The sequence below is a fragment of the Nostoc sp. genome (assembly GCF_036917275.1).
In the GTDB taxonomy this organism is placed as follows: Bacteria; Cyanobacteriota; Cyanobacteriia; order Cyanobacteriales; family Nostocaceae; genus Nostoc.
The window spans coordinates 89,325-111,607 of the sequence record NZ_JBALDF010000047.1 but is presented as its reverse complement, the minus strand read 5'-3'; the positions used below and the strand labels follow the sequence as shown (position 1 = coordinate 111,607).

Below are 22,283 nucleotides of genomic sequence, written 5' to 3'. Positions count from 1 at the left end.
TTGGTGAGCCAGTGGCTTGGGTGGGTTCCCCAATTTGTACCCCTACAAGGAAGCAAGCTACGGGTAGCGTCTCCCCTTCTCCCCAAAGGAGAGACTTGCGCCAAAGAAGCAACTGGCGTGGTTTCCCTGATGAGCAACTGGTGAGTCCAGTCCTGTTCGGCTTTGCCGTTCCTACGGTAGGCTGGTTTCCCGCCCACCGTAGAGAACTGGCTGTCTTCTCAACCCTTGGAGAGGCTGCGCCAACGAGACGCCCAAGGGACGCAGGGGTAGTGAGTCTTGTCCCAAAGGGAGATGCCAAAAGCGATCGCGCAGCGTTAGGGAGTCATCAAGCGTCACAAGCGTCACCCTAAGGGCGTTAGCGACGTACCTTATGAGGATCTTGCTACACGTAGCGGACACACCAGAAGGAGCATTACATAAAGAGTCATTAGTTAGTACAAATATCCAAATGACTACTGACAACTAACAAAGCACAAATATGCCCAATTAGTTATGTGATAGTTATTGGTAGAGCATTGTATGGTACATTATAAGTATATGATTAGCATTCTGATTAGCAAACTTTATTTTTTAGCATAATATTTAGTGATTTGCGATGTTTAAGTCCTATAATTCCCTCAACGCAAAGCTGACGAAGACACCGTAGTAATTTAACGTCTCAGTAAATAAAAACTAAGTACAGTGTTGCATTAATTCGTAGCGAATTTATCAATTATCTGTGCGACTGTATATGAGCATCTGATTGGTTTAGCAAAGTCGTTGTGACGAGAAGTAAAATTGGTGATGCGCTGCTGTAAAGTCTTGAGGTCAGGAAAATCATTCGGGGTCAGTAATTTACGTGCTTATAATGCTGAAGCAAATTTCAATTTTATCTAACTAAGAAGTTCTTGTAATTAGCAGAGTTATTATTTATTAGATAATTTTAGAGGTTAATCGCATCTGCCGTTAATCTTGGAGTTGGCAAGTGCCAAAATTATTAACTAGTATTATACCAATTACTGATAAAAATCAAAGTAGAGATTATGAGTAGCAACTTAGAGCAGTTTGCAAGTGATAATTCCTCTGGTATTTGTCCAGAAGCGCTGGAATACATGATTAAGGCAAATCAAGGTAGTGTTCCAGCCTATGGAAATGATGAATGGACTCAAAAAGCCACAGATTATTTTCGGGAACTCTTTGAAATTGATTGCGAAGTATTTTTTACCTTTAATGGTACAGCCGCCAATTCTTTATCTTTAGCTGCCCTTTGTCAGTCATATCACAGCGTCATTTGTCATGAAACATCTCATATAGAAACAGATGAATGTGGCGCACCGGAATTTGCATCTAATGGCTCTAAACTGTTACTTGCTCAAGGTAAAAATGGCAAGTTAACATCAGAGGCGATAGAGGCAATTGTCACTAAACGTACTGACATTCATTATCCTAAGCCTAAAGTTATTAGCATCACACAATCAACTGAATTAGGAACTTTATATTCTATTGAAGAACTTTTGAAAATTAAAGAAGTTGCGAAAAAGCATAACTTAAAGATTCATATGGATGGCGCTCGTTTTGCAAATGCAGTTGCCGCGATGAATAAAAGCCCTGCTGAAATTACTTGGAAAACTGGAGTGGATGTGTTGTGCTTTTGCGGTACAAAGAATGGAATGGCATTGGGTGAAGCCATTCTTTTCTTCAACAAAGAGCTAGCAGAGGATTTTGATTATCGATGCAAGCAAGCAGGTCAACTAGCCTCAAAAATGCGGTTTATTTCTGCTCCCTGGTTGGGTTTATTGGAAACTGGTGCTTGGCTAAAAAATGCCAGACATGCCAATCAATGTGCTGATTACTTAGAAAATCAACTATTAAATATAGAAGGTGTTGACTTGATGTTTCCTAGAGAAGCTAACGCCGTATTTGTTAAATTACCTGAACAAGTCATTCACGCCTTAAAAGCAAAGAGCTGGCAGTTTTATACATTTATTGGTGTGGGAGGAGTACGTTTTATGTGTTCTTGGAACACAACTAAATCAAGGATTGATGAGTTAATTAGTGATATTAAAAACGCAAACATTTCCAAAAATTAAATATAAGAAATGAGATATAGCAGTCCTAAATCATTTGTAAAAATTATATGTCTCTTTCTTCTTTCTTCCCTTTGCGTCCTTGGCGTTCTTGGCGGTTCGTTTCATTATCTACATTTTTCAAAACTCAGATAGGATTGCTATATGTCAAAATTATGAATCTGCAATAAAGTAAAACCATTATAGGTGGTGGAGAAGTAGTTGCCGGATCTAGAGGAGGGATCGCTAACTAAACGAATCAACAAAATTAAATAAATTCGTAACTAAAATTCTGACTACTCTATTCTTCCCCCTTTGATTTGCCAGAATATAAAAATTTGGTGCAATGAGTGAGTATCATCGTTTGCCCACCTCACGCAGAGGATAAAGTTGCATATACAACCTTTGATGTCAAACGAGAATTTAATCTACGTAATTAAGTAATTAAGAAATGTCTTAAAGAATCGTTTAAAGGCATATTAACTTCTACTTACATAAATGTCTGAGAAAAGTACTAGTATTTAATATTACTTAAAATAATAAATTTTAGCTTTGATTAACAGTTAAGATTTTAGTGGGGATTAACCGATCTCAGCACAGTAGAGGATTCATAATCGATAATCCAGATATTGATTCCAAGGAAAAATGTTAATTTTATGTGTATAGAATTTGGGCGGGAAATCTGCGGCAATCTCGACACCGCAGAGTCACGGGAGTGGTTAGTTACTAACGGTATTGGTGGTTACGCTTCTGCAACTGTGGCAGGTTTATTGACCCGCCGCTATCACGGACTACTGGTAGCGGCATTGAAACCACCTTTAGGTCGCACTTTGCTGCTGGCAAAACTAGATGAAACTGTCCTGTATGACACTCGCTCTTATTCTCTACACACCAATCGTTGGGCAGATGGTACTGTCAATCCCCACGGTTATCAACATATTGAACGTTTTTCTCTAGAAGGTACAATACCCGTATGGCGGTTTGCTGTTGCTGATGCCTTATTAGAAAAACGCGTGTGGATGCAACAAGGCGCTAACACAACCTATGTCCAATATACTCTGCGTCGTGCCACCCAACCGCTGAAGTTAACACTCAAAGCAATGGTCAACTACCGCGATTATCACGGCGACACCCAAAGCAACGGTTGGCAGATGTCTGTTGAACAGGTGGAACAGGGAATTTGTGTAACTGCTTATTCGGGCGCTGTACCACTCTATCTGTTGAGCGATTCGCCTAAAGGCGATAGCAGCGCTTCACGCGGTAGTGCATCTGTTGCCCACAATTGGTATTATGGCTTTGACTTAGCAGTTGAACGCTATCGGGGATTGAGAGATAAAGAAGACCATCTCCACGCTGCCACCTTTGAAGTTACACTGAATCCTGGGGAAGCGATTGCATTTGTAGCCAGCACAGAAAAACAACCAAATCTCAATGTCGAAGCTACACTTAAGTTACGTCGCGCTCAAGAGCAGAAGCTAACAGGACTTTGGAATAGTAACCAACCCCTCAAGACTAAGGAATCACCTAGCTGGATCAACCATTTAGTACTAGCTGCTGACCAGTTTATTGTTAACCGCCCAGTGCCAGAAGACGCCCACGGTAAAACCATCATCGCTGGTTATCACTGGTTTAGCGACTGGGGACGCGACACAATGATTAGTCTCCCTGGTTTGACAATTTCCACTGGTCGCCCAGAGGTTGCACGCTCAATTCTTCGCACCTTTGCCAGATACGTAGACCAAGGAATGTTGCCGAATCGCTTTCCCGATGCGGGTGAGCAACCAGAATATAATACTGTCGATGCCACTCTCTGGTACTTTGAAGCAGTCCGTGCCTACTACAGCGCTACGGACGATGATAATTTACTTGGTGAACTCTTTCCAATACTTGCAGACATCATTAATTGGCACTGTCGCGGTACACGCTACAACATCCATCTCGATGCAGCCGATGGCTTACTTTATGCAGGCGTTGCAGGTGTACAACTGACCTGGATGGATGCCAAAGTTGATGATTGGGTAGTTACGCCCCGAATTGGCAAACCGATTGAAGTTAATGCCCTGTGGTATAATGCTTTACGCACAATGGCAAAGTTTGCCCGTCAGCTTGGTAAACCACATCAAGAATATGAGGCAATGGCAGACCGTGCTCAGTATAGATTTTCTCGCTTCTGGAATGACGAGACAGGTTATTGCTATGACGTTCTAGACAGTCCTGATGGTGATGATTCGGCGTTGCGTCCTAACCAAATCTTTGCTGTTTCATTACCAGAAAGTCCGCTAACACCTGCCCAGCAAAGGAGTGTGGTGGAAACTTGTGGACGATCGCTGCTGACCTCTCATGGGTTGCGATCGCGTAGCGTGTCCGCAGGACTCTCGCTTGCCCCCGATCATCCTCAATATCAGGGTAAATACGGTGGTAATCAGTATCAACGTGATGGAGCTTACCACCAAGGGACAGTTTGGGGTTGGTTGTTGGGGCCGTTCGTCTTAGCACACCTGCGCGTCTACAAAAACCCTGAACAGGCTCGTCAATTTTTGGAACCAATGGCTAATCATCTCACTGTACACGGTCTTGGCAGTCTCAGTGAGATTTTTGATGGAGATGCCCCGATGACTCCACGGGGATGTATTGCCCAAGCGTGGACAGTGGCAGAGGTTTTGCGTGCTTGGTTGGCAACGGAGAGTTGATGCGGGTAATAATTCAGGACTTACAGCTATTTTCAGGAAATAACCCGTACAATAATTCCGCTCAATATCCTGCCAGAGATGTCATGGATGTGATTTGCAATCGATTTGAAGAAGAATTCAGAAGTCAGAATTCAGGAGTCAGAATCAATCAGTGGGGGATTCAGACCCGCCACTGATTGTAGACCACCAAATTATAGATTTGGTGGGGGTTTTAAACCCGTTTATTCATCCGCCACTCGTACAGAATTCATGCTGAATTCTGACTCCTGACTCCTGAATTCTTTTTTGATAAAAGACAACCAGATGTTTTACTCAACCTGAGTTCGATAAATCTCTCCCTGCCTTGAACTAAAGCTAAAGTCTGTCCCTCTCTGATTCGGCTACGGTGTATACATAAGTCGGAAAAACTTCATCCACCAAAGATTTGCGGTTCAGCAGCGCTCTTGGTAGGGTTCCCGGAGCAGGCGACTGCTGTTAGCGTAGCCTCTTCTCCTTCGGAGACGCTAAAGCGAACGACGCAGGAGCGTCACCCGTACCCTTCGGGATCTTGCATAGGAGAAGGGTGCGTCACGCTCCCGCGTCAAAGCTAAATTGTTGCAATCATGGCGATGCCTGCGATTCTTGCTAGCCAACGCATTTGTTATTTCGGGGTACTCATTTGTTATTTCGGCGTACTCATTTGTTATTTCGGCGTACGCATTTGTTATTTCGGCGTACGCATTTGTTATTTCGGCGAACTCATTTGTTATTTCGGCGAACGCATTTGTTATTTCGGCGTACGCAATTGTTATTTCGGCGAACTCATTTGTTATTTCGGCGAACTCATTTGTTATTTCGGCGAACGCATTTGTTATTTTGGCATCTTCATAATGCACCCTACGAAACAACCAAAAGAGTTGAAACCTATGCTGGTCATACTTGTGCGTACACCGTAGTCTCTGACCCGTCGAACTCACGTTTTACTCAAATGGATACCAGATAATTTAAATTTTTCTCATCCCTTGTAGCAAGCCTAATTGCAGATTGCTACTAAACTGGTCTAGCTACTCCCAGTAACCCCAAAAATCTTGATGCGTGACGCTACAACTAAGCTTTTTTTGAGACATCATCTGTTGTTTTTCAAGCAACCAGGTATTTAACTCATTCTGCAAAGTTGCTTTTTCAATAATTTCTGGAATCGATTCTTCCATAAACCCTAAGATGAACTCAATAAAGACAGGATCGCTGTTACTGATTTCCCACGGACTTTCTCCTTGTAATACCTTCATCCCAATACCCTTCATTGCTTCCCACATCAAGGAACCGCACTCAGGGCCCATCCCCCTGCCGAAGTATTGATGGCGCTGCATATGCTGATGGTAGTATTTAATAAAGTCCGAATCATTATCGGTTTGAGGAATAAAATTCATGCCAGTATAGTTAATAGTAGCTAGCATCGGCAATTGGTACTTTTTTAAACATTCGAGTAGTGTCTGAAACTGCTTTTCGCTAAACAAATCGAACACTGCATTGGCGACAGCTAAATCGAAAGTATTTAAGTCTATCAGATTTTCCAAATCCAAAATAGAGCCGACAATTCTGTGGATGGTAATTTTATGAACTTGATTTGTCAAGACCAATCTTGAGTTTTGCAATTGTGACTCATATCCATTTTCCTGCGCCCAGATGATTAACCTATCAAGGGCGATTTCCAAAAGTTCTTGATTTTGTTCGATTAAAAACCACTCCTGATCTTGGGAAATTTTACTAAGGTAGTAGCGACAGTTAGCTCCCGTACCTGCTCCTAAATCAACGATTTTAAGGCTTTTGCGCTTTTTCAGGTATTGTTGGCAGCTAGCTTCCACAATTGAGTCACGCCCCTGGGCATCATAGGGGATGCGTAATTCCAGCCATTGGGCTAATTTATAGTTTTTAGTCATAGGGTATCGAGAGTAAGCAGAGAACGTGCATAGACATCACCGGAGTTTATATTCACAGGTAGGCTTTTGAGGTGAGTGATCATTTCGTCAGAATTAAGCCAGTTAGCTGACTGTAATCGATACGATTCGCCGAACTTTGCAGGTTTCCAGTTGAACTCATAATGTCCCAAATGGTTCAATTGTTCAATGCAAGCCACAGCAATGTTTATTGCACTCGGAGTGTATTCAAACGAAAGAGCACGAATAGGTTGCGACAAGCCACGCAAAACTTCGAGTTCGTTACCCTCTACGTCAATCTTGCAAAAAGCGGGTTTACCATACTGAGTGATGAGGCTATCAAGGGTTGTTACCGAAACAGACACGGTTGTATCCCAGCGCACATGAGCGAAAGAGTCAACCTGTTGAACAGCTTGCATCCAATCACGGGAGAGGGTGGTTACAGTTGGGGTACGTCGGCTCACCAATAAGTCTTGCGTCCCAGAAACTACACCAACAGCCTGTTCAACAAGGGTAATCTGGGAATTATCACCGTACCAGCGTTTCAACAGTTGCATACACTGAGGTTGAGGCTCAATGCCGACAACGTGGGCACCAAGACGAGAAAAGGCAAGAAGATGATTGCCAACATGGGCACCGATGTCAAAACAAAGATCGCCTGGTTGAACGAACAGTGAATAAAAGCGTGATAACTGACGGATGCGAAAGGGAATACCGTAATACATTAATAATGAGCGAAAAATCCCTACCTGCTGCGAGAAAGATGACATATTAATTGTTTCCTGATGATTGAGTAGTTCTATAGGACTATGATTTGATTTTTGAAACACACTAAGAAAATATTCTCGCAAAAGCAGATCAAATGCTTAGTGAATTTTAGCAACCATTAAATCAAGCCTTAGAATTATTTAAAGATTATAATTTTTCTGGTATTTCTATTAGGTTGGAATTTTTTAGTTCTATAACAGCTAATCCATTAGCGCAATTATAAGGAGAATCATAACAAACATTTTTTAGATCCTCTTGATTTGTCTGTATCCAAATTTGATAAGGATTATCAGTTTCTACTTCTGAAGCAATACGTTGGAAGTAACTTACTTGAATAGCTCTTTCAGGCAATTTGTATTTTTTTATAAGCAATTCTAAATAATCTTGGTTAAATTGAATATACCAAATTCCATCAGTAAATTTGCCAAAAGGGACAGTAATAATAGCTTTTCCAGCAATATTCAACAGACTGTAAATTTTAAAACTAGCTTTAAGAGGAGCTTCTAAATCTCGCTCTATAGAACTTTCAAAATTAGCCCAGTTTTGTCCTATATGCTCAACTGTTGATATGCTTACTATCAGATCATATTTTTCCACAGCAGAGACATCCATTAAGTCTATATTTACAACACCTGCGGCTACCTCATATTTGTCAACTACTGTGCGAGATATTTTATTGTATTCGTTCTCATAGTTACAAAGCACATTTCCTACTTCAAGTAATTTATCTCCTACCTTACCCTTAGATAGAAAATCTAGTATGATTGGTATTTCAATTGCGCGTTCTGCTGTATTATTATAAGGAATTCGATTGTATGGTAAAGATTTTCCGTTCCAAGTAAAAGTTTTTTCCCACTTCATTATTAACCCCCGATAAAATCATAATTTAGATATTACTATATCTGTCTAGTTACACTAGTCATTTGTAAATGCTTGTAAAAAATCTCTATAAGTTTGATCCCAAGTGTTAAACGATAAGTTATCAATACGATTCAAAGCTTCTTTGCGTAACTGATTAAGTTGATTACGATCTGTAAGCAACCTTTTGAGTGCCATAAAAAATTGTTCCTGCTTACCTAGCGGTAGGACTATCCCATTGACTCCATCCTCAATCCAGTCAGCTATTGCTCCTGTTGCATAAGCTAATACTGGTAGCCCGTGAGCAACTGCTTCAGCAGTAGCCATAGAATAACTCTCATAGGTAGCTGGGGAGATATAAAGATCGGATTGGGATAACAACTCCAGCATAGTTTTTTGAGGAACAACCCCATGAACAATTACGGCATCTTGCAGTTGTGCACGCTTGATCAACGCCAGAGTCTTCTGTTTGTAGTCTTCTTCTTCGCAGTCGCCAACTAAATGCAGCCTAAAATTCTTTGTTTCCATCTGGGCTAACATTTCTACTAATTCAAGTTGCCCTTTGCGTCGATAGAAGGTTCCTATGGTAATTAGAGTTATCGGCTCATTTTGCGATCGCTCTTTGAGATTAGGCAAATGGCAAGCTTGAGCCTTATCCATACCTGGTGATGCTACCACTATTTTATCTGTTTCTATGCCACCACTTAAGATATAATTCCGTAGTTGGAAACTAGGAACGATAATACCCTTCATAGCTTTTAACCACTGCGCTTCATCACTCCAGAGCGCTTTCTTTTCCTGAGTTGAGTAGTAGGTATTCAATGACTCAAGATGGTGGAGCATGAGGTAAGTTCGTTGAGCATAGGGAAGAAATTCCTTTAAGGAAGCATTGAACTCAGGAATTGTCAAGTAGAGTGCGTCAATTACAAGGATACAATTAGAGGGCAAAGCAGTTAATTGTTCAAGGAGCCACGAAACAGATCCATTTAAGGGATAAAAAAAATTCTCTCCTTTACCTTCCTCCTGCAAGCGCTTGACAATTTCTAAATTGTAGAGCGAGCCTCCTGATGTGAAATTTAGTTTAGGCTGAATAAAATAGATCATATTCAGTTCATACCTCGGCTTCATAGCTTCCCCAAGCGATATGGCTTTCCTCCAGAGTCACTTTAAGAACGCCTTTGAAAAAAGAGCTTACCTGTTTGCTAATTTGCTGGTGAATATAATAAGCCATGTGTTCCGTGGTTGTATTTACCCCCTTAAATTGTTCAAGAGTATCCAAGTTTTGGTAATTTAACGGTTCTAGAACTTCTTTGAGAATTGCGATCGCTTGACCGATATCAATTACTAAGCCATCTTTATCCAACTGAGGTACTTTGAATTCAGATGTGATTATATAGGTTGCTCCGTGCAGCTTTTGAGCGGGGCCAAAAATTTCCCCTTGGAAGCTATGGGCAATCATAACGTGGTCTTTTACTGCTACAGAAAACATGATTTTTAATACTCAATTAACGGTGAAACTGGATGCACTTGACGCTGATATAACTGTGACATAAATTGTGGCAAGTCTTTAAAAGAAATCACAGGTTCAAGGAGAATATCTACGGCTGCATCTGCCAGCAAGTGCAAAACTTGTTCTTTGCGCTGGCGATAGTCAATTAGCTTTCGCATGGGTTTGGCGATCGCAGAAACTTGAGAAGCGATAATTTGTTTGCGTTGGTAATGAAAAGAACCCCCTAATTGCAAGGAAACTGATTGTGTTCCGTACCAACTTAATTCGATACAGCGACCTTCAAAAGCTAGAGCATTAATTGCACTTTGAAGTCCAGAAGCAGAACCACTGGTATGAAAAACGATATTGTAATCGCCTTCTTGATAGTCGGTTGTTAAACGGGAATTTTGCAGCCAAGGTAGTTGTTCTAAGTATTGAATTCGCTGCTTATCTTGTTCTAAAAAGTCTGCCCCAATACCATACTCTTTGCTGAGGACAAAGCTAATGAGAATACCGATAATGCCTGCACCAACAATTAGAATGCGATCGCCCTGACTAACTTCGGCATCCCAAACCGCATTCAGGGCTGTTTCTGTGTTGGGAATTAAAGTCGCCCGTTTGCTAGGTAACCAATCTGGTAACTCTAAAGCATCAGAACTCTCGACGACGACTCTCGATTGGTGGGGATGCATGACAAAAAATCGTTTCCCCTGGTTGGAACCTTCATCAGCTTGACCAACAAGACTGTAACCGTATTTTAAAGGCAAGGCAAAACTGCCTTCCATATACCAACAGCGCATCGTTTCCCAGCACTCTTCGGGGACTTTTGCTAGACCTACCAGCCGCTCTGTACCGGGACTAATCCCACTGTAGAGCGTGTCCAAAAATAGAGGATCTTTAAGGGACGGCGTGACTGAGGTTTCTCTAATTTCACCCTTGCTTGGAGAGACTAACCAATAGGCATAAGCTGGAGAATTTGTAGACATCTTTAAGATTGTTGTACATTTTAATTGCGGAGTCTTAACCGAGCAAATTAAATGCCTGACTACTTATTTATAAGCAATTCCACCAGAATTTCTCCATCGAGATCGAAGTGTTTCATTTTAAAGCGGAGTCCTTTATCGATCGAGTCTATAACTGGAAGGGTGATCGACCGTCCAGAACCTAAAATCAAAGGAGAAAAATGGAGATGCAGTAGCTCTATGCAATTAGCTTGCAAGAAATAGGATACGGTTTGTCCTCCACCTTCCAAAAAAATACTAGAAATGCCATTTTCGTATAGAACTTTTAAAATTTCTGAGGGAGCTAAAACGGGTCTTTCTTGAGAATCTTTTGTTGAAGAGATCGGAAGCTCTAAAATTTTTTCTTTAGCTGCTTGTGGTAGTACTCGATGCTGCTTTTCTTGAGGACATAACACAATCACTCTTTCATGAAGCGCCATCATCTGCAAATCATCAACCCTCAAATCGTTTTGACCTTTTATAATTACAGGAGTTGGATGCTTGCCAGGTACTAAACGAACCGTTAACTTAGGGTTGTCAAGTGTTGCAGTTAGTGCCCCTACCATGACGGCATCATGAAGGGCACGCAGACGATGGGCATGTTTCAAATTAGCCTCGTTACTGAGCCATTGAGAGTTTCCATTGACTGCTGCAATTTTGCCGTCAAGAGATTGTGCCAAGTGAGCCATCAGAAAAGGACGCTTTTCTAGGTAAGCTTCTCTTTGAGCAACTAAAAGCCTTATATATAAGGAAAAAGTTTGCCATCCATTGCTGCTCCACATTCCTTTAAAACATTGGGCATCTTGCACGATATCGCTTTTAAAAGGGGAGCCGCTTTTAAATACGATGGCAGATTGTACTTGAGAAAATAGTTGATTTGCAAAATTCAAGTTTTGACAGAAATCATTTGGAAAATCGACGATAATCAAGAAATCACTTTCTGGAATATTAGGGATCTTTTTGTTATAAAGTTTTTGGAAACTCCACGGACTTTTTGCATTACCAAAAAAAGCCCAATATTCATTAAGTTGGGGAGGTTCATTTTTCATGACCTCTTTGCATTCTAGCAATGCTGGCCAAATATCTTCTAAGTATTCATCAATTTTCAATGCATTTATTGCTAGAGATTGTCGGTGTTTTACTTTTAGAAGATGCCCCAGCTTCTTTGCCTTAGTCGTCAAATAATTTAAATTGTAGTCATTGGGTTCAATCGCTAAAGGAATTCGTTCGACTACCTCAATACCGTAGTTTTGTAAACGAGCAATTTTGCGAGGATTATTAGTAATCAAGCGAATTTGATTCACCCCTAAATCCTTAAGTATTTGCGCCGCCATGCTATAGTCTCGGAGGTCAGCAGAGAATCCCAGACGTTCATTTGCTTCGACTGTATCCAATCCCAAATCTTGCAAAGAATAGGCTTTCACCTTATTCAACAGACCAATACCTCTTCCCTCTTGCGCCAAATAAATTATCACCCCTTGACCTGCTTTATCAATCATCCTCAGTGCTATTTGCAACTGCATTCCACAATCACAGCGCAGAGAACCCAAGGCATCCCCTGTTAAGCATTCTGAGTGTATTCTTACCATTACCGAGTTGTCGAACTTTGTCGGTTCACCCTTGACGATCGCAACGTTTTCTGAGTTGTCCAGAGTATTACGGTAGCCATAAATTTTGAACTGACCAAATTCGCTGGGTAATTTGGCGATCGCTACAGTTTCTGCAAATGCACTTTCGGTAATTGGTTTTAGGTCGCTCATAATTTATGACAATATTTTGGATTTTTTGTCGAAGTTAACCCAGTCAGAACGTAAAAATTATACCTTATTGGACTTTTAAAACATCCTCTAAAGACAGAACACCTGCTAGCCATAATTCCTAACAAACGATCCGCCTACTTTGGTCTATATTATTTGCCCCAAAAGCTTCGGCTACCAGAGATCCTCCTGCTGTGAGAATACCATATTCCATAGATAAGCAAAAAGATTAGCGAGATTTTTTTAATGACCAAATTTTTGATATTATCTCATGATTTGTATATAAATTATCAAATTTTATCTGTCATATTTATTCATACGACAGGTTGTCATAACTCAAACAACCAGAGGCTTGCTCTCTACCAGACCGAGGAGAATAAAGTAGGCACATACATGCCACCAGTCTTACGGCTATCGCCTGGTGATACTATCAAGCTGAAGCTGAACAATAATTTGACTGGTCAATGGACTGAAAGCGCTCCGCAAGATACTAATTTTCCTTATCATGAACGGAGTCGTATGTTATTTTAAAAATATACCCCAAGTTTTGAAATCTCTAAAAGCCCTTTTAAAACAAGATGGGAAACTGATTATTATCCATCACAATCCCAATAATTTGACTAATCTTGTTCTGAGAATTCAAAGTCTATTATAATCTGAATTTATCTGGTTTAGAAATTCTTCAGAAAAATAAATCACAACTTATGCTGAAACAGAAGGCTATTTGTTAAATAAATCTCAAGTTTTACCTTGTGGAGGTATACCGTATTTATTTTATAGTCTAGATAAGATATTTTGGGATGGTTACGGTTTAGTCTTTACCCTAAAATAGGATTGTTTAATTAATCTTGATATTTTTAAAACATCACTCAATCACTCACTTGTATGAATATTGAAGTATAAACATGGGTTGGGGAGCGACTCCAGGGACAAATATCACTAACACCAAGGATATTGAATTAAAACAGACAAATAAATTAAGGAATGCGATTATTATTTAAAATATACTATCTCTATTAAATAGCAAGATTAACTTTCAGCCCTGCGTTCAAAAAAGAGTAGGACTTACGCACACTCTACGAATTCTCGGCGCTCTTGGCGTCTTGGCGGTTCGAGAAATTAAGCTTTTTGGCAATTTTTGCGTAAGTCCTAAAGAGTATAACGTTAAGGCAGATAGAATTATAAATTTTAAGGAAATTCTCAGCAGAAATTAATTTAATTACTAGTAAATGCATTTATATTATTAGATAAAGATTTATATAATTGAGAGGGCGATGAAATAAAAACATTTAGCAATATTTTTGGAATCGCTGCCTTTTTCACTGTAGGTATACAACAGAGGTAAGTTAAAATCAGCTATAACTAAAGATGTAGCGGTTGAAAGTAACTTTACATTTAGCAGTCTGATTTTATTGATCAAGCCTTCTTAAACACCTAAAAAGCAACCAGAACAGTGAAGCAAATCATAAAAGTTTGGATAAATATAGACCCATTTTCCTTACAGTCACGCCTCACGGTTGGTATTGCAGCATTTTCAGCTTTGGTATTAGGTAGCCTCGCTACATGGACTAGTTGGAAAATGCAGCAAATTTTAGTTGATAGTCATAAGTATAATATAGAGCAAATCGCCAAGCGCTTGCCACAAGATGTGCAAATTTATAGTGAAATGATGCAACCTGAAACTGGATTGCAAAAGGCTATTAATAATTTGGCAAATACTAATACATTATTATGGCTAAAAAGTCCTGATAATAAAATTTTAGTAAAATCTGCCACTTTAAATTTGTTATCTGATACTACGGTAGCTGAGTTAATGTCCCTGACTAAGATGCCGATTAAACCACAAGTTTACAAAGTAAACCAAAGCTACTTTGTTTTATGCGGTAGTTCTGTGCAAGTGCAGGGTAAGTTACTCGGTGAGTTATTTGTAGTCAAAGATATTACTCGCGAACAGAGAATGTTTGTAGTAATGGTGCAGAGTTTAGGTATTACTAGTGTTTTAGCAATTATTGTTTTAACTGCTGCGATCGCATTTTATATTAAGCGTTCTCTGCAACCTCTGCGCCAGCTAAATCAAATGGCTTCTGTGATTTCTGCTGAAGATTTAGGACAAGCACAGCTATATCTTGATAATGCACCCAGTGAAGTTAAAGAATTAGCTCAAACTTTAACTATGCTGTTATCGCGTCTTTCCCAATCATGGGAGCAAGAGCGAGAATTTGTGAGTAATGTTTCTCACGAATTACGTACACCCTTGACAATTGTACATGGTTATTTGCAAAGCGTTTTGCGAAGGCAGAATAACTTAACCCAAACCCAACAAGAAGCTTTAGAAACTGCTGCATCGGAAGCTGATCGCACTATCCGCTTACTACAAGACTTACTTGATTTAGCACGAGCAGATAGTGGTTACTTATATTTTCAAATGAAATCTTATGTACTGAATGACTTGGTTGAAGAAGTTGTCATGATGGCAGAAAGTTATAGCGATCGCATAATTACAATCGAGTCAAAAGCTTATCCAATTGAGATAAAAGCAGACTACAGTCGCCTGAAACAAGTATTATTAAATTTAATTGATAATGCTGTTAAGTATTCTGAAACTGATACACCCATAATTTTAAAATTGAATCAACTTCAAGACAAGGCGATTATTCAAGTTTGTGACGGAGGTTATGGGATTCCTTTGCAACAGCAAGCACGGATATTTGAGAGATTTTACCGCGTAGATGAATCCCGCTCTCATACTACTGGGGGTTGTGGTTTAGGTTTATCTATTGTCAAGACACTTGTAGAAGGTATGGGGGGTAGTGTAAGTGTGCAATCAAAGTTAGGGGAAGGAAGTACATTTACAATCATTTTACCTACATATAAGAGTTCCATCTGACTTGGTAGAGAAATTCTTAGGTCTTGCAGTATTAAATGATTTGGTTGCAGACATAATGCAAATGACAGATCAATTTAAGCATCGGGCAATCAATTTGGAAGTTGTTCCGTTTCCTGTGAGAATGAAGGCAGAGTGGAATCAACTTATACAGGTATTAAGCCATTTAATTAGTAATGCAGTTAAATACTCGCATGTGAGTGATCTAGTTATCTTGCAACTCACTCAGGCTAGTGGTTGGGCAATCATTCAAGTTAGCGACAAGGGTGATGGCATTCCCTTGTCACAGCAGTCCCGCATTTTTGAACCCTTGTACCAAGTTGACCCTTCCCGCGATCATGCGACTGGCAAACCAGGCTTAGGTTTATCTATTGTGAAACACCTAGCCGAAGGTATGGGAGGCAAAGTTGCCATCCTTTCAGAGCCAGTTTATGGTAGCACTTTTATTCTCAGATTACCTGCTTTAGGAGCAAAAATATGACAGCACATATCCTTTTGGTGGAAGATGAAGTCAAACTGGCACGATTTGTAGAATTAGAACTTTGTAGCGAAGGATATCAGGTAAGTGTAGCCCATGATGGTATTGCTGGTTTAACCCTGGCGCGAGACTCATCGCCAGATTTAGCGATTCTGGATTGGATGCTACCAGGGCTGACAGGTTTGGAAATTTGCCGCCGTTTGCGAGCAACAGGCAGTACAATACCAGTGATTTTGTTGACAGCAAAAGATGAAGTGAGCGATCGCGTCGCAGGTTTAGATGCGGGAGCCGATGATTATGTAGTTAAGCCCTTCAGCATCGAAGAACTACTAGCTAGAATTCGCGCCCATCTCCGCCGCACACAAGAAACAGAGGAGGATTTGTTGCAATTTGAAGATTTAAGCTTAAATCGTCGCACCCGTGAAGTTTTTCGGGTGAAACGAAGCATTGAGTTAACAGCAAAAGAGTTTGACTTATTAGAATATCTCCTCTCACATCCCCGTCAGGTGTTTACTAGAGACCAAATTCTAGAGAAGGTTTGGGGTTATGACTTCATGGGTGATTCTAATATTATTGAGGTTTATATTCGTTATTTGCGACTCAAGTTGGAAGAAAAGAATGAAAAGCGTTTGATTCATACAGTCCGTGGTGTAGGTTATGCACTACGGGAGCAATCGCAATGACTTAGTGATTTAGACAAAAAGCAACATATTAAAGACAAAAGAGGATCATAAATAAAAAATAGGAATTATGGGTTGAGGGTAACACCAAAAGGGAGGCTAACTTAACAATATTTACTGTTAAGCAGGCCATTTTTAAGAAAGATGTCACCCAGTTAGCTGTAGCAGAGTTTGCCAATGCAAGACAAAACCTCAACTTAAAAATAGTCGATTTGGCAGCAAAGTCTGATGCTATTAATACTCAGTTTCGCGTGAAATACTGCGTATAGGATAACTTCTACGGTTTTTCTAGTTACAAAACTGAGTATTAAAGGGATATTCCTAACGAACTTGTGACTCGTGACTACAACCGTTTTACTCTAGCTTTATATTAGGCAAGCTCAAAATTCATGACGAAACTTTAGGCTTTCGTGTCAACATTGATATTGAAGTTGTGGCAACTCGTTCTTTGGGAATACGTTCTGTAAAGCAAACAAACTATTAGCTGGCAGGGTACAATGCACAAGTATAATAAAATTTAGGAAGATTTTTTCCCATCTGAAACCATTTGCGAAAGAATATAAGCTGCAAAATCTAGTAACTGATCCAGTAAAAAGCCAATGATACCGATGTAGAGGATCACCTGGATTATGTAATCGGCATTGCCAGCTTTATAAGCATCCCAGAGGGTAAAACCAAGTCCTTTTGGACCTGTTAACATTTCTGTAGCAATAACTATAAACCAGGCTACCCAAATGCTAACTTTCAAGGCATGAAATATATGAAATATAGCTACTCGAAAGTTATTGTTCTGTCTATGAAAATGTTGCATACCTATTGCTGTATTAATAATCATCGTCCAGAGAGTTCCTAGAAAAACTACTATAATAGCAGCTGATTCTTTCTCTGGAAGCGCTATTAAGGCAAGAGGTAATAAGGCTATAGGAGGGATACTATGTGGTATCTGAAATATCAGCCTAAATAGCTGATAAATCATGCTATTGATACCGATTAAATACCCGATGAAACTACCCAATACAACGGCTGGAATATAACCCACAAATAACCGTTGCAGGCTAGCTAAAATGTCTAAAAACATATTATTTCTCTGCCTCAGTTCTTATAAAAAATATTTGGAAAATACTGCGGCAACAACACAAAATAGCGAATAGAAAAGTGATTTTAATTGCACTTCTTCTTTTCTCATACCAATTATGTATGAAGATACGCCTAGAAGATTTACACAAAACAACACCCTGTAAGGTCAATTAATGACCCTACGTGAATAAAGCACAACCTTATATAGAATTGGTATGACGACAAGATTTTCTAGATTCTTTCCTCCTTGGCTGTTACTCAAAGAAATTAGGTGTTTTTACAATGTGATAGTAGTAGTACACAGAAAAGGTAAAAGTTTGCTTTACTAAACCTTATCAGAAAAAAAAATCCTGATTAGTAAATTAAATACAATTTCCAGATTTAACTTGCTTGATGATTGAGCTAAGTGTGAACATGTAAAATTTTTAATAGAAAATAACTTCCAAAACTTGTTATTAATAATACAGATAATAAATATAATCAGAAGTATAAAGGATGAAATTTATTATTTAGTTTTCATCCTTTCCAGTTTAGCCTTTGCGATTATTTCCCTAGATTCCGCTTGATTTGGTCTAACTCATCCTGAGTTTCCCAGCGACGAAACTTATCTTCTAAATCATCAAACCCACCAGAATAAGTGCTAGTTTGATTTGACCAGCCATTAGTTTCCAAACGTTGGTGAGTTTGCGCTTTAGCATGGGCTGTCTGTGCTTCGGCTGCTTTAGCTTGCACCTCCTGTCGCCGCTGCTGAATTTTTCGCAGTAGTTCCTGAGATTGGTTAATGCGTTCTTTCAGCCCTTGCATATGTCCCCAGCGCTGATTTCCTTCGCGCAATAGGGCTGCTTCTCGCTCACCCGCCGCAGCTGCCAAATCCTCTCTGGCAGCGTTTTTGGCTTTTTGAACACGGATATGCCAACGCTGAATTTCTTGAGCGGTGGACAGAATTTCTTCTTGCGATCGCTTCTCTTGTAATTGTAAATCTGCAATCAGCTTTAATGTGTCTTCCTCTTGCTCACGCAGCTGTTCTAGCAGCGCCTCTAACTCCAAATGTGGATTGTTACGCAAGAATTCTTCTAAACGGTTTTCTAAAAACCGACTCAAATCATCAAATAAGCCCACTGCTAGAACTCCAGAGATTAGGTGCGTGACTATTTTATTGTAGTAATTATTCTCATGCGCGGAATCTAAATTTTAATAGTTACCGTCATCAAGAATGTGGGATCAGACAGCAGCGTAAGCAGCTTTGGTCAGTGCAAGAGTTCTAATATCGTTACTGCGGCTGAATTTGAGAGCAATTACCCTGCGGGTTCTCCGTTCGCGGAGCGTTTCGTATGGAAAAAGTACGCTTCATTCACAATGACTTGTAACGATTTTGGTAAATTTTTGCATTGGGATGCTCCCAAATATCTTCAGAGTTAATCTCCTCTTGAACAAGTTATGATTTTATACTTGAAGCTCTATTCCATGAGGTTTTATTCTATGCATCTTTATAGAGAATTGGTATAAGTTAAATCATGCCCAAACACCTCCTCTACTTTCAGAGTGAACATCCAGTACATCTGTTCATGTACCATCAGCTAATACCAATTCGTAATATCCTACAGGAAGCCGCACTTTGTGCGTCTACGTAATTGAGAAAGTCAGATTACATCTGGCTGGGTTTCCACCATTTGTATCTGTAGTCTGATTTTGGAGGATTGATATAACATATGTGCAAAAAAAGTCAGTTTTAAGGACGACAAAATTGCGACTAAAAACAAATTTTGAGCAATGTGGGATTATACGCTGTTTTGCGGCAGTACTGCTTTTCGGTCAAGTGTGGCTACATTTACTCAAAGGAAAAACGTATTACCGCAAGATTCTGCAACATATGGTAACTGCTGGGCCAGGTTCTATCTCTCCAGTTCTCCTTGTCAGCTGTTTTGCAGGAATGATTTTTACTATTCAAATAACGAGGGAATTACTCCGATTTGGGGCTGTCGATGCTGTGGGAGGTGCTTTTGCCTTAGCTTTTTGTAGAGAATTGGCTCCAATTTTGACCGCTAGTATTATGGCGGGACAAGTCGGTTCTGCTTTTGCAGCAGAAATAGGTGCAATGCAAGTCACAGAGCAAATTGATGCACTTTATATGCTCAAAACTGATCCAATTGATTATTTAGTACTTCCTAGAGTAATTGCTTGTAGTTTAATGGTGCCTTTGATGACGATTTTGGGTTTAGTTACTGGCATCATCGGCGGAGTTTTTGCCGCATCATACTTTTACAAAATTATTCCCGAAATATTTTTAGAATCAGTCAGAAATTTTTTAGAACCATCAGATTTGTTTATTATTTTACTAAAAGGGTTTATTTTTGGTGTATTGGTTGCTGTCATTGGCTGTAGTTGGGGTTTAACTACTAAAGGAGGAGCCAAAGAAGTAGGAGAATCTGCAACAAAAGCAGTTGTTACTAGTTGGGTGTCAATTTTTATCATGGATTTTTTGCTCTCTCTAATGCTGTTTGAACAGCCTGCATTTTGAACCCAAGCAAGTATTGAACAAGATTCCCAACTTTTTTAAGAAGTTGGGAATCTCAGCCAAAAAAAATCTTTAGGTAAGCAATATCGATTCTAAAGCAACACCAAACAGCCTAGCTTTTTTGGGTATACTTCATAAAGGTAGTGGAATTTGAGAATATATTAACTTGTAGGTTAGCGCACCCAAAGCTAAACCTCCCAATGAAAAGATAGACGCAGCTGAAAAGGCTAGCCCTTCCCTAAGACCAGCTTTTTGAAAGTCTATCTTGACTAATATAGTCGCTGAAATGATGAGTAAGGTATCAAGAAATATCCAAAACCAGGCAATCATGATAAAAAACAAGAAAGCTGCTAAGACGGCAACGGCGAAAGACCGAGTATTTGATTTAAGCAAAATACTATAGTAATATGTCATTTTCGACCAAGGAGCGGTCAACGTTACTATTAAAAGCAAGATAGCAACTACAGTTACCAGCCACACAAACAGAGGAGCATGTGTTTCAGATATTACCCAGCCCAAAGTACTGTAACTAAGCAGTACTAACGCCAGGGACACCCAAGGAACTCTTTTCAAAATTGACATGGGTTGGTATTCCTAGTACAGGGTCAAGGTTTTATTCCATTACTGAATGTTATAACTCACCGTTCGCACCGATAGGATTTGACTAAGAATAATTATCTACCAAGCCGCTATAAATATCAGGTGACAGACTGAGTAAACTAATAATTTCTTGTTGTAAGTGAATTCCTTAACAGGCGAGGGAACTGAAGAAAGTGATCCTTTTACCAATTAAAGCAGATTCTTATAACTATTGACTAATAGCTAAACAATCATTTTCTGCCCACCAAGCGTAGATGGGCGTATCGCGGTCTGGTAAAGTGCCAAAAGTATTAGGTTGCAACACATTTATGTTAATGCCATTTGTCAATTGCACAACATAATTAACGTGTGTGCCCAAATACATAACATTGACAAGGCGTCCTTCAAAGGAGTTAGCTGGCAAATTGGGTGGATAAAGCGAAAGCTGTATTTTTTCTGGGCGCACACTCACTACCACCGCTTGTGATAATTCAGATGGTGTATCTTCAGCGCGGCTAATGACAATTGAAAGTCCCGTTTTCGTCGAAATTTGCACATTAGAGGAGTCTACCGCTACGATTTCACCGCTGAATAAATTAGTATCGCCAATAAAATCAGCAACAAAGAATGTCTGGGGACGTTCATAAATTTGGCTGGGAGTGCCAACTTGTTCAATTTTGCCTTGGTTCATCACGGCAATGCGATCGCTCAAAGATAATGCTTCTTCTTGGTCGTGTGTCACCATCACAAAGGTCAATCCCAAGTCTTTGTGTAAATTTGATAACTCAATCTGCATTTCCTTACGTAGTTTCAAATCTAACGCCCCTAAAGGTTCATCCAGTAATACGACGGTGGGACGGTTGACTAAGGCCCTTGCTAAAGCAACTCGCTGCTGTTGACCACCAGAAAGTTGATTGGGAAAGCGCGATCGCAAACTTTCCATTTTCACCAGTTTTAAAGCTTCTTCGACTCTAGCTTCAATTTGCGATTTGCGTATTTTTTTTAACCTCAATCCGAAGGCGATGTTATCCCAGACATTCAGGTGGTTAAATAGAGCGTAACTTTGAAATACAGTATTGACGGGTCGGCGGTAAGGCGGCACATTAGTCATAGACTGACCCTGAATCAATACCTTGCCAGCGTCAGCGATTTCAAACCCAGCAATTAAGCGCAGTGTTGTTGTTTTACCACAACCGGAGGGGCCTAAAATACTAAAAAATTCTCCTTGTCTAACATCCAAATCGATTCCATTTACTGCTGGTTCTTGGTTAAAAAACTTGAAGACGTTACGCAGTTCAACATCAAGTGGCTGAAAAGTTGTTATCCCCCTCTGATTCTGCATGACAATTTGAGCCATAATCCTTAGTAGAATGCCGTGATCTTACGTGATGTCAGTAGTCTCTTGGGCAGACTAGATTTGACACTTTGGTTTATTGTATCCGCCAAAAACAATTGTTCAGGAATGAATATACTCGCCCGATTCTTTCGTACCCATTACTGGGGATGAGTTTGGGGTAATTGTATACAGATAATACCGCTCTTGGAA

At 39.9% G+C, this 22,283-nt stretch carries 19 protein-coding genes and 1 pseudogene; 6 read left to right on the top strand and 14 right to left on the bottom strand.

All coding sequences use genetic code 11. The features are described 5' to 3' along the window. Nucleotides 1-171: 171 nt before the first annotated feature. A complete protein-coding gene (locus V7K35_RS17930; RefSeq protein WP_335080556.1) occupies nucleotides 172-336 on the bottom strand; it encodes a hypothetical protein in 165 nt (54 codons plus the stop codon). Nucleotides 337-1,022: 686 nt separating this feature from the next. Between V7K35_RS17930 and V7K35_RS17925 the strand changes: the two genes are divergently transcribed. Next, entirely contained in the window at nucleotides 1,023-2,069 is a 1,047-nt protein-coding gene (locus V7K35_RS17925; protein ID WP_335080555.1) for a threonine aldolase family protein, read from the top strand. A 632-nt stretch (nucleotides 2,070-2,701) separates the two neighbouring features. After that, nucleotides 2,702-4,735 carry an amylo-alpha-1,6-glucosidase gene (locus tag V7K35_RS17920; RefSeq protein WP_335080554.1) on the top strand — a complete coding sequence of 678 codons (2,034 nt, stop codon included), beginning with the start codon at nucleotides 2,702-2,704 and terminating at the stop codon, nucleotides 4,733-4,735. 503 nt (nucleotides 4,736-5,238) lie between these two features. Here V7K35_RS17920 and V7K35_RS17915 read toward each other — a convergent pair. The 9 genes and pseudogenes from V7K35_RS17915 to ribA all read right to left on the bottom strand — a co-directional run. Continuing rightward, entirely contained in the window at nucleotides 5,239-5,610 is a 372-nt protein-coding gene (locus V7K35_RS17915; RefSeq protein ID WP_335080553.1) for a hypothetical protein, read from the bottom strand. 168 nt (nucleotides 5,611-5,778) lie between these two features. Further along, entirely contained in the window at nucleotides 5,779-6,654 is an 876-nt protein-coding gene (locus V7K35_RS17910; RefSeq protein WP_335080552.1) for a class I SAM-dependent methyltransferase, read from the bottom strand. Further along, complete coding sequence (locus V7K35_RS17905) at nucleotides 6,651-7,421, bottom strand: FkbM family methyltransferase (protein ID WP_335080551.1); 771 nt, start codon at nucleotides 7,419-7,421, stop codon at nucleotides 6,651-6,653. Before V7K35_RS17905 ends, V7K35_RS17910 begins: the two co-directional genes overlap by 4 nt. Nucleotides 7,422-7,566: 145 nt before the next feature. Next, nucleotides 7,567-8,280 carry a hypothetical protein gene (locus V7K35_RS17900; RefSeq protein ID WP_335080550.1) on the bottom strand — a complete coding sequence of 238 codons (714 nt, stop codon included), beginning with the start codon at nucleotides 8,278-8,280 and terminating at the stop codon, nucleotides 7,567-7,569. 54 nt (nucleotides 8,281-8,334) lie between these two features. Beyond that, on the bottom strand, nucleotides 8,335-9,381 hold the full coding sequence (locus tag V7K35_RS17895; protein ID WP_335080549.1) for a glycosyltransferase family 4 protein: 1,047 nt from the start codon (nucleotides 9,379-9,381) through the stop codon (nucleotides 8,335-8,337). A 7-nt stretch (nucleotides 9,382-9,388) separates the two neighbouring features. Continuing rightward, complete coding sequence (locus tag V7K35_RS17890) at nucleotides 9,389-9,766, bottom strand: 6-pyruvoyl trahydropterin synthase family protein (RefSeq protein ID WP_335080548.1); 378 nt, start codon at nucleotides 9,764-9,766, stop codon at nucleotides 9,389-9,391. 5 nt (nucleotides 9,767-9,771) lie between these two features. Further along, on the bottom strand, nucleotides 9,772-10,752 hold the full coding sequence (locus V7K35_RS17885; RefSeq protein ID WP_335080547.1) for a zinc-dependent alcohol dehydrogenase: 981 nt from the start codon (nucleotides 10,750-10,752) through the stop codon (nucleotides 9,772-9,774). Between the two features lie 59 nt (nucleotides 10,753-10,811). Beyond that, nucleotides 10,812-11,927 carry a RibD family protein gene (locus V7K35_RS29770; RefSeq protein WP_442939741.1) on the bottom strand — a complete coding sequence of 372 codons (1,116 nt, stop codon included), beginning with the start codon at nucleotides 11,925-11,927 and terminating at the stop codon, nucleotides 10,812-10,814. Further along, nucleotides 11,912-12,476, bottom strand: a pseudogene (gene ribA, locus V7K35_RS17875) (GTP cyclohydrolase II); the annotation flags it as partial. The pseudogene ribA and the gene V7K35_RS29770, both read right to left, overlap by 16 nt. Nucleotides 12,477-13,977: 1,501 nt before the next feature. Between ribA and V7K35_RS17870 the strand changes: the two are divergent. The 3 genes from V7K35_RS17870 (at nucleotide 13,978) to V7K35_RS17860 (ending at nucleotide 16,569) form a co-directional block, all read left to right on the top strand. Further along, entirely contained in the window at nucleotides 13,978-15,411 is a 1,434-nt protein-coding gene (locus V7K35_RS17870; RefSeq protein WP_335080546.1) for a sensor histidine kinase, read from the top strand. 61 nt (nucleotides 15,412-15,472) lie between these two features. Continuing rightward, nucleotides 15,473-15,889 (top strand): sensor histidine kinase, encoded by a 417-nt coding sequence (locus tag V7K35_RS17865; RefSeq protein ID WP_335080545.1) that lies wholly within the window; start codon nucleotides 15,473-15,475, stop codon nucleotides 15,887-15,889. Beyond that, a complete protein-coding gene (locus V7K35_RS17860; RefSeq protein WP_335080544.1) occupies nucleotides 15,886-16,569 on the top strand; it encodes a response regulator transcription factor in 684 nt (227 codons plus the stop codon). Before V7K35_RS17865 ends, V7K35_RS17860 begins: the two co-directional genes overlap by 4 nt. 514 nt (nucleotides 16,570-17,083) lie before the next feature. Here the strand turns inward: V7K35_RS17860 and V7K35_RS17855 are convergent. Together V7K35_RS17855 and V7K35_RS17850 are read right to left on the bottom strand one after the other, a co-directional pair. Next, entirely contained in the window at nucleotides 17,084-17,644 is a 561-nt protein-coding gene (locus V7K35_RS17855; RefSeq protein WP_273765293.1) for a nitrate transporter, read from the bottom strand. Nucleotides 17,645-18,186: 542 nt separating this feature from the next. Next, nucleotides 18,187-18,762, bottom strand: coding sequence for a TIGR04376 family protein (locus V7K35_RS17850; protein WP_335080543.1), 576 nt, complete (start codon nucleotides 18,760-18,762; stop codon nucleotides 18,187-18,189). A 625-nt stretch (nucleotides 18,763-19,387) separates the two neighbouring features. On the opposite strand from V7K35_RS17850, the gene V7K35_RS17845 reads away from it, so the two are divergent. Further along, the gene (locus V7K35_RS17845) at nucleotides 19,388-20,161 is read left to right on the top strand and encodes an MlaE family lipid ABC transporter permease subunit (RefSeq protein ID WP_334795859.1); all 774 of its coding nucleotides are present in this window, start codon (nucleotides 19,388-19,390) and stop codon (nucleotides 20,159-20,161) included. A gap of 129 nt (nucleotides 20,162-20,290) precedes the next feature. Here the strand turns inward: V7K35_RS17845 and V7K35_RS17840 are convergent, their stop codons facing one another. Then, the gene (locus V7K35_RS17840) at nucleotides 20,291-20,740 is read right to left on the bottom strand and encodes a hypothetical protein (protein WP_334795858.1); all 450 of its coding nucleotides are present in this window, start codon (nucleotides 20,738-20,740) and stop codon (nucleotides 20,291-20,293) included. A 226-nt stretch (nucleotides 20,741-20,966) separates the two neighbouring features. After that, entirely contained in the window at nucleotides 20,967-22,094 is a 1,128-nt protein-coding gene (locus V7K35_RS17835; RefSeq protein WP_335080542.1) for an ABC transporter ATP-binding protein, read from the bottom strand. Between the last annotated feature and the right edge of the window lie 189 nt (nucleotides 22,095-22,283).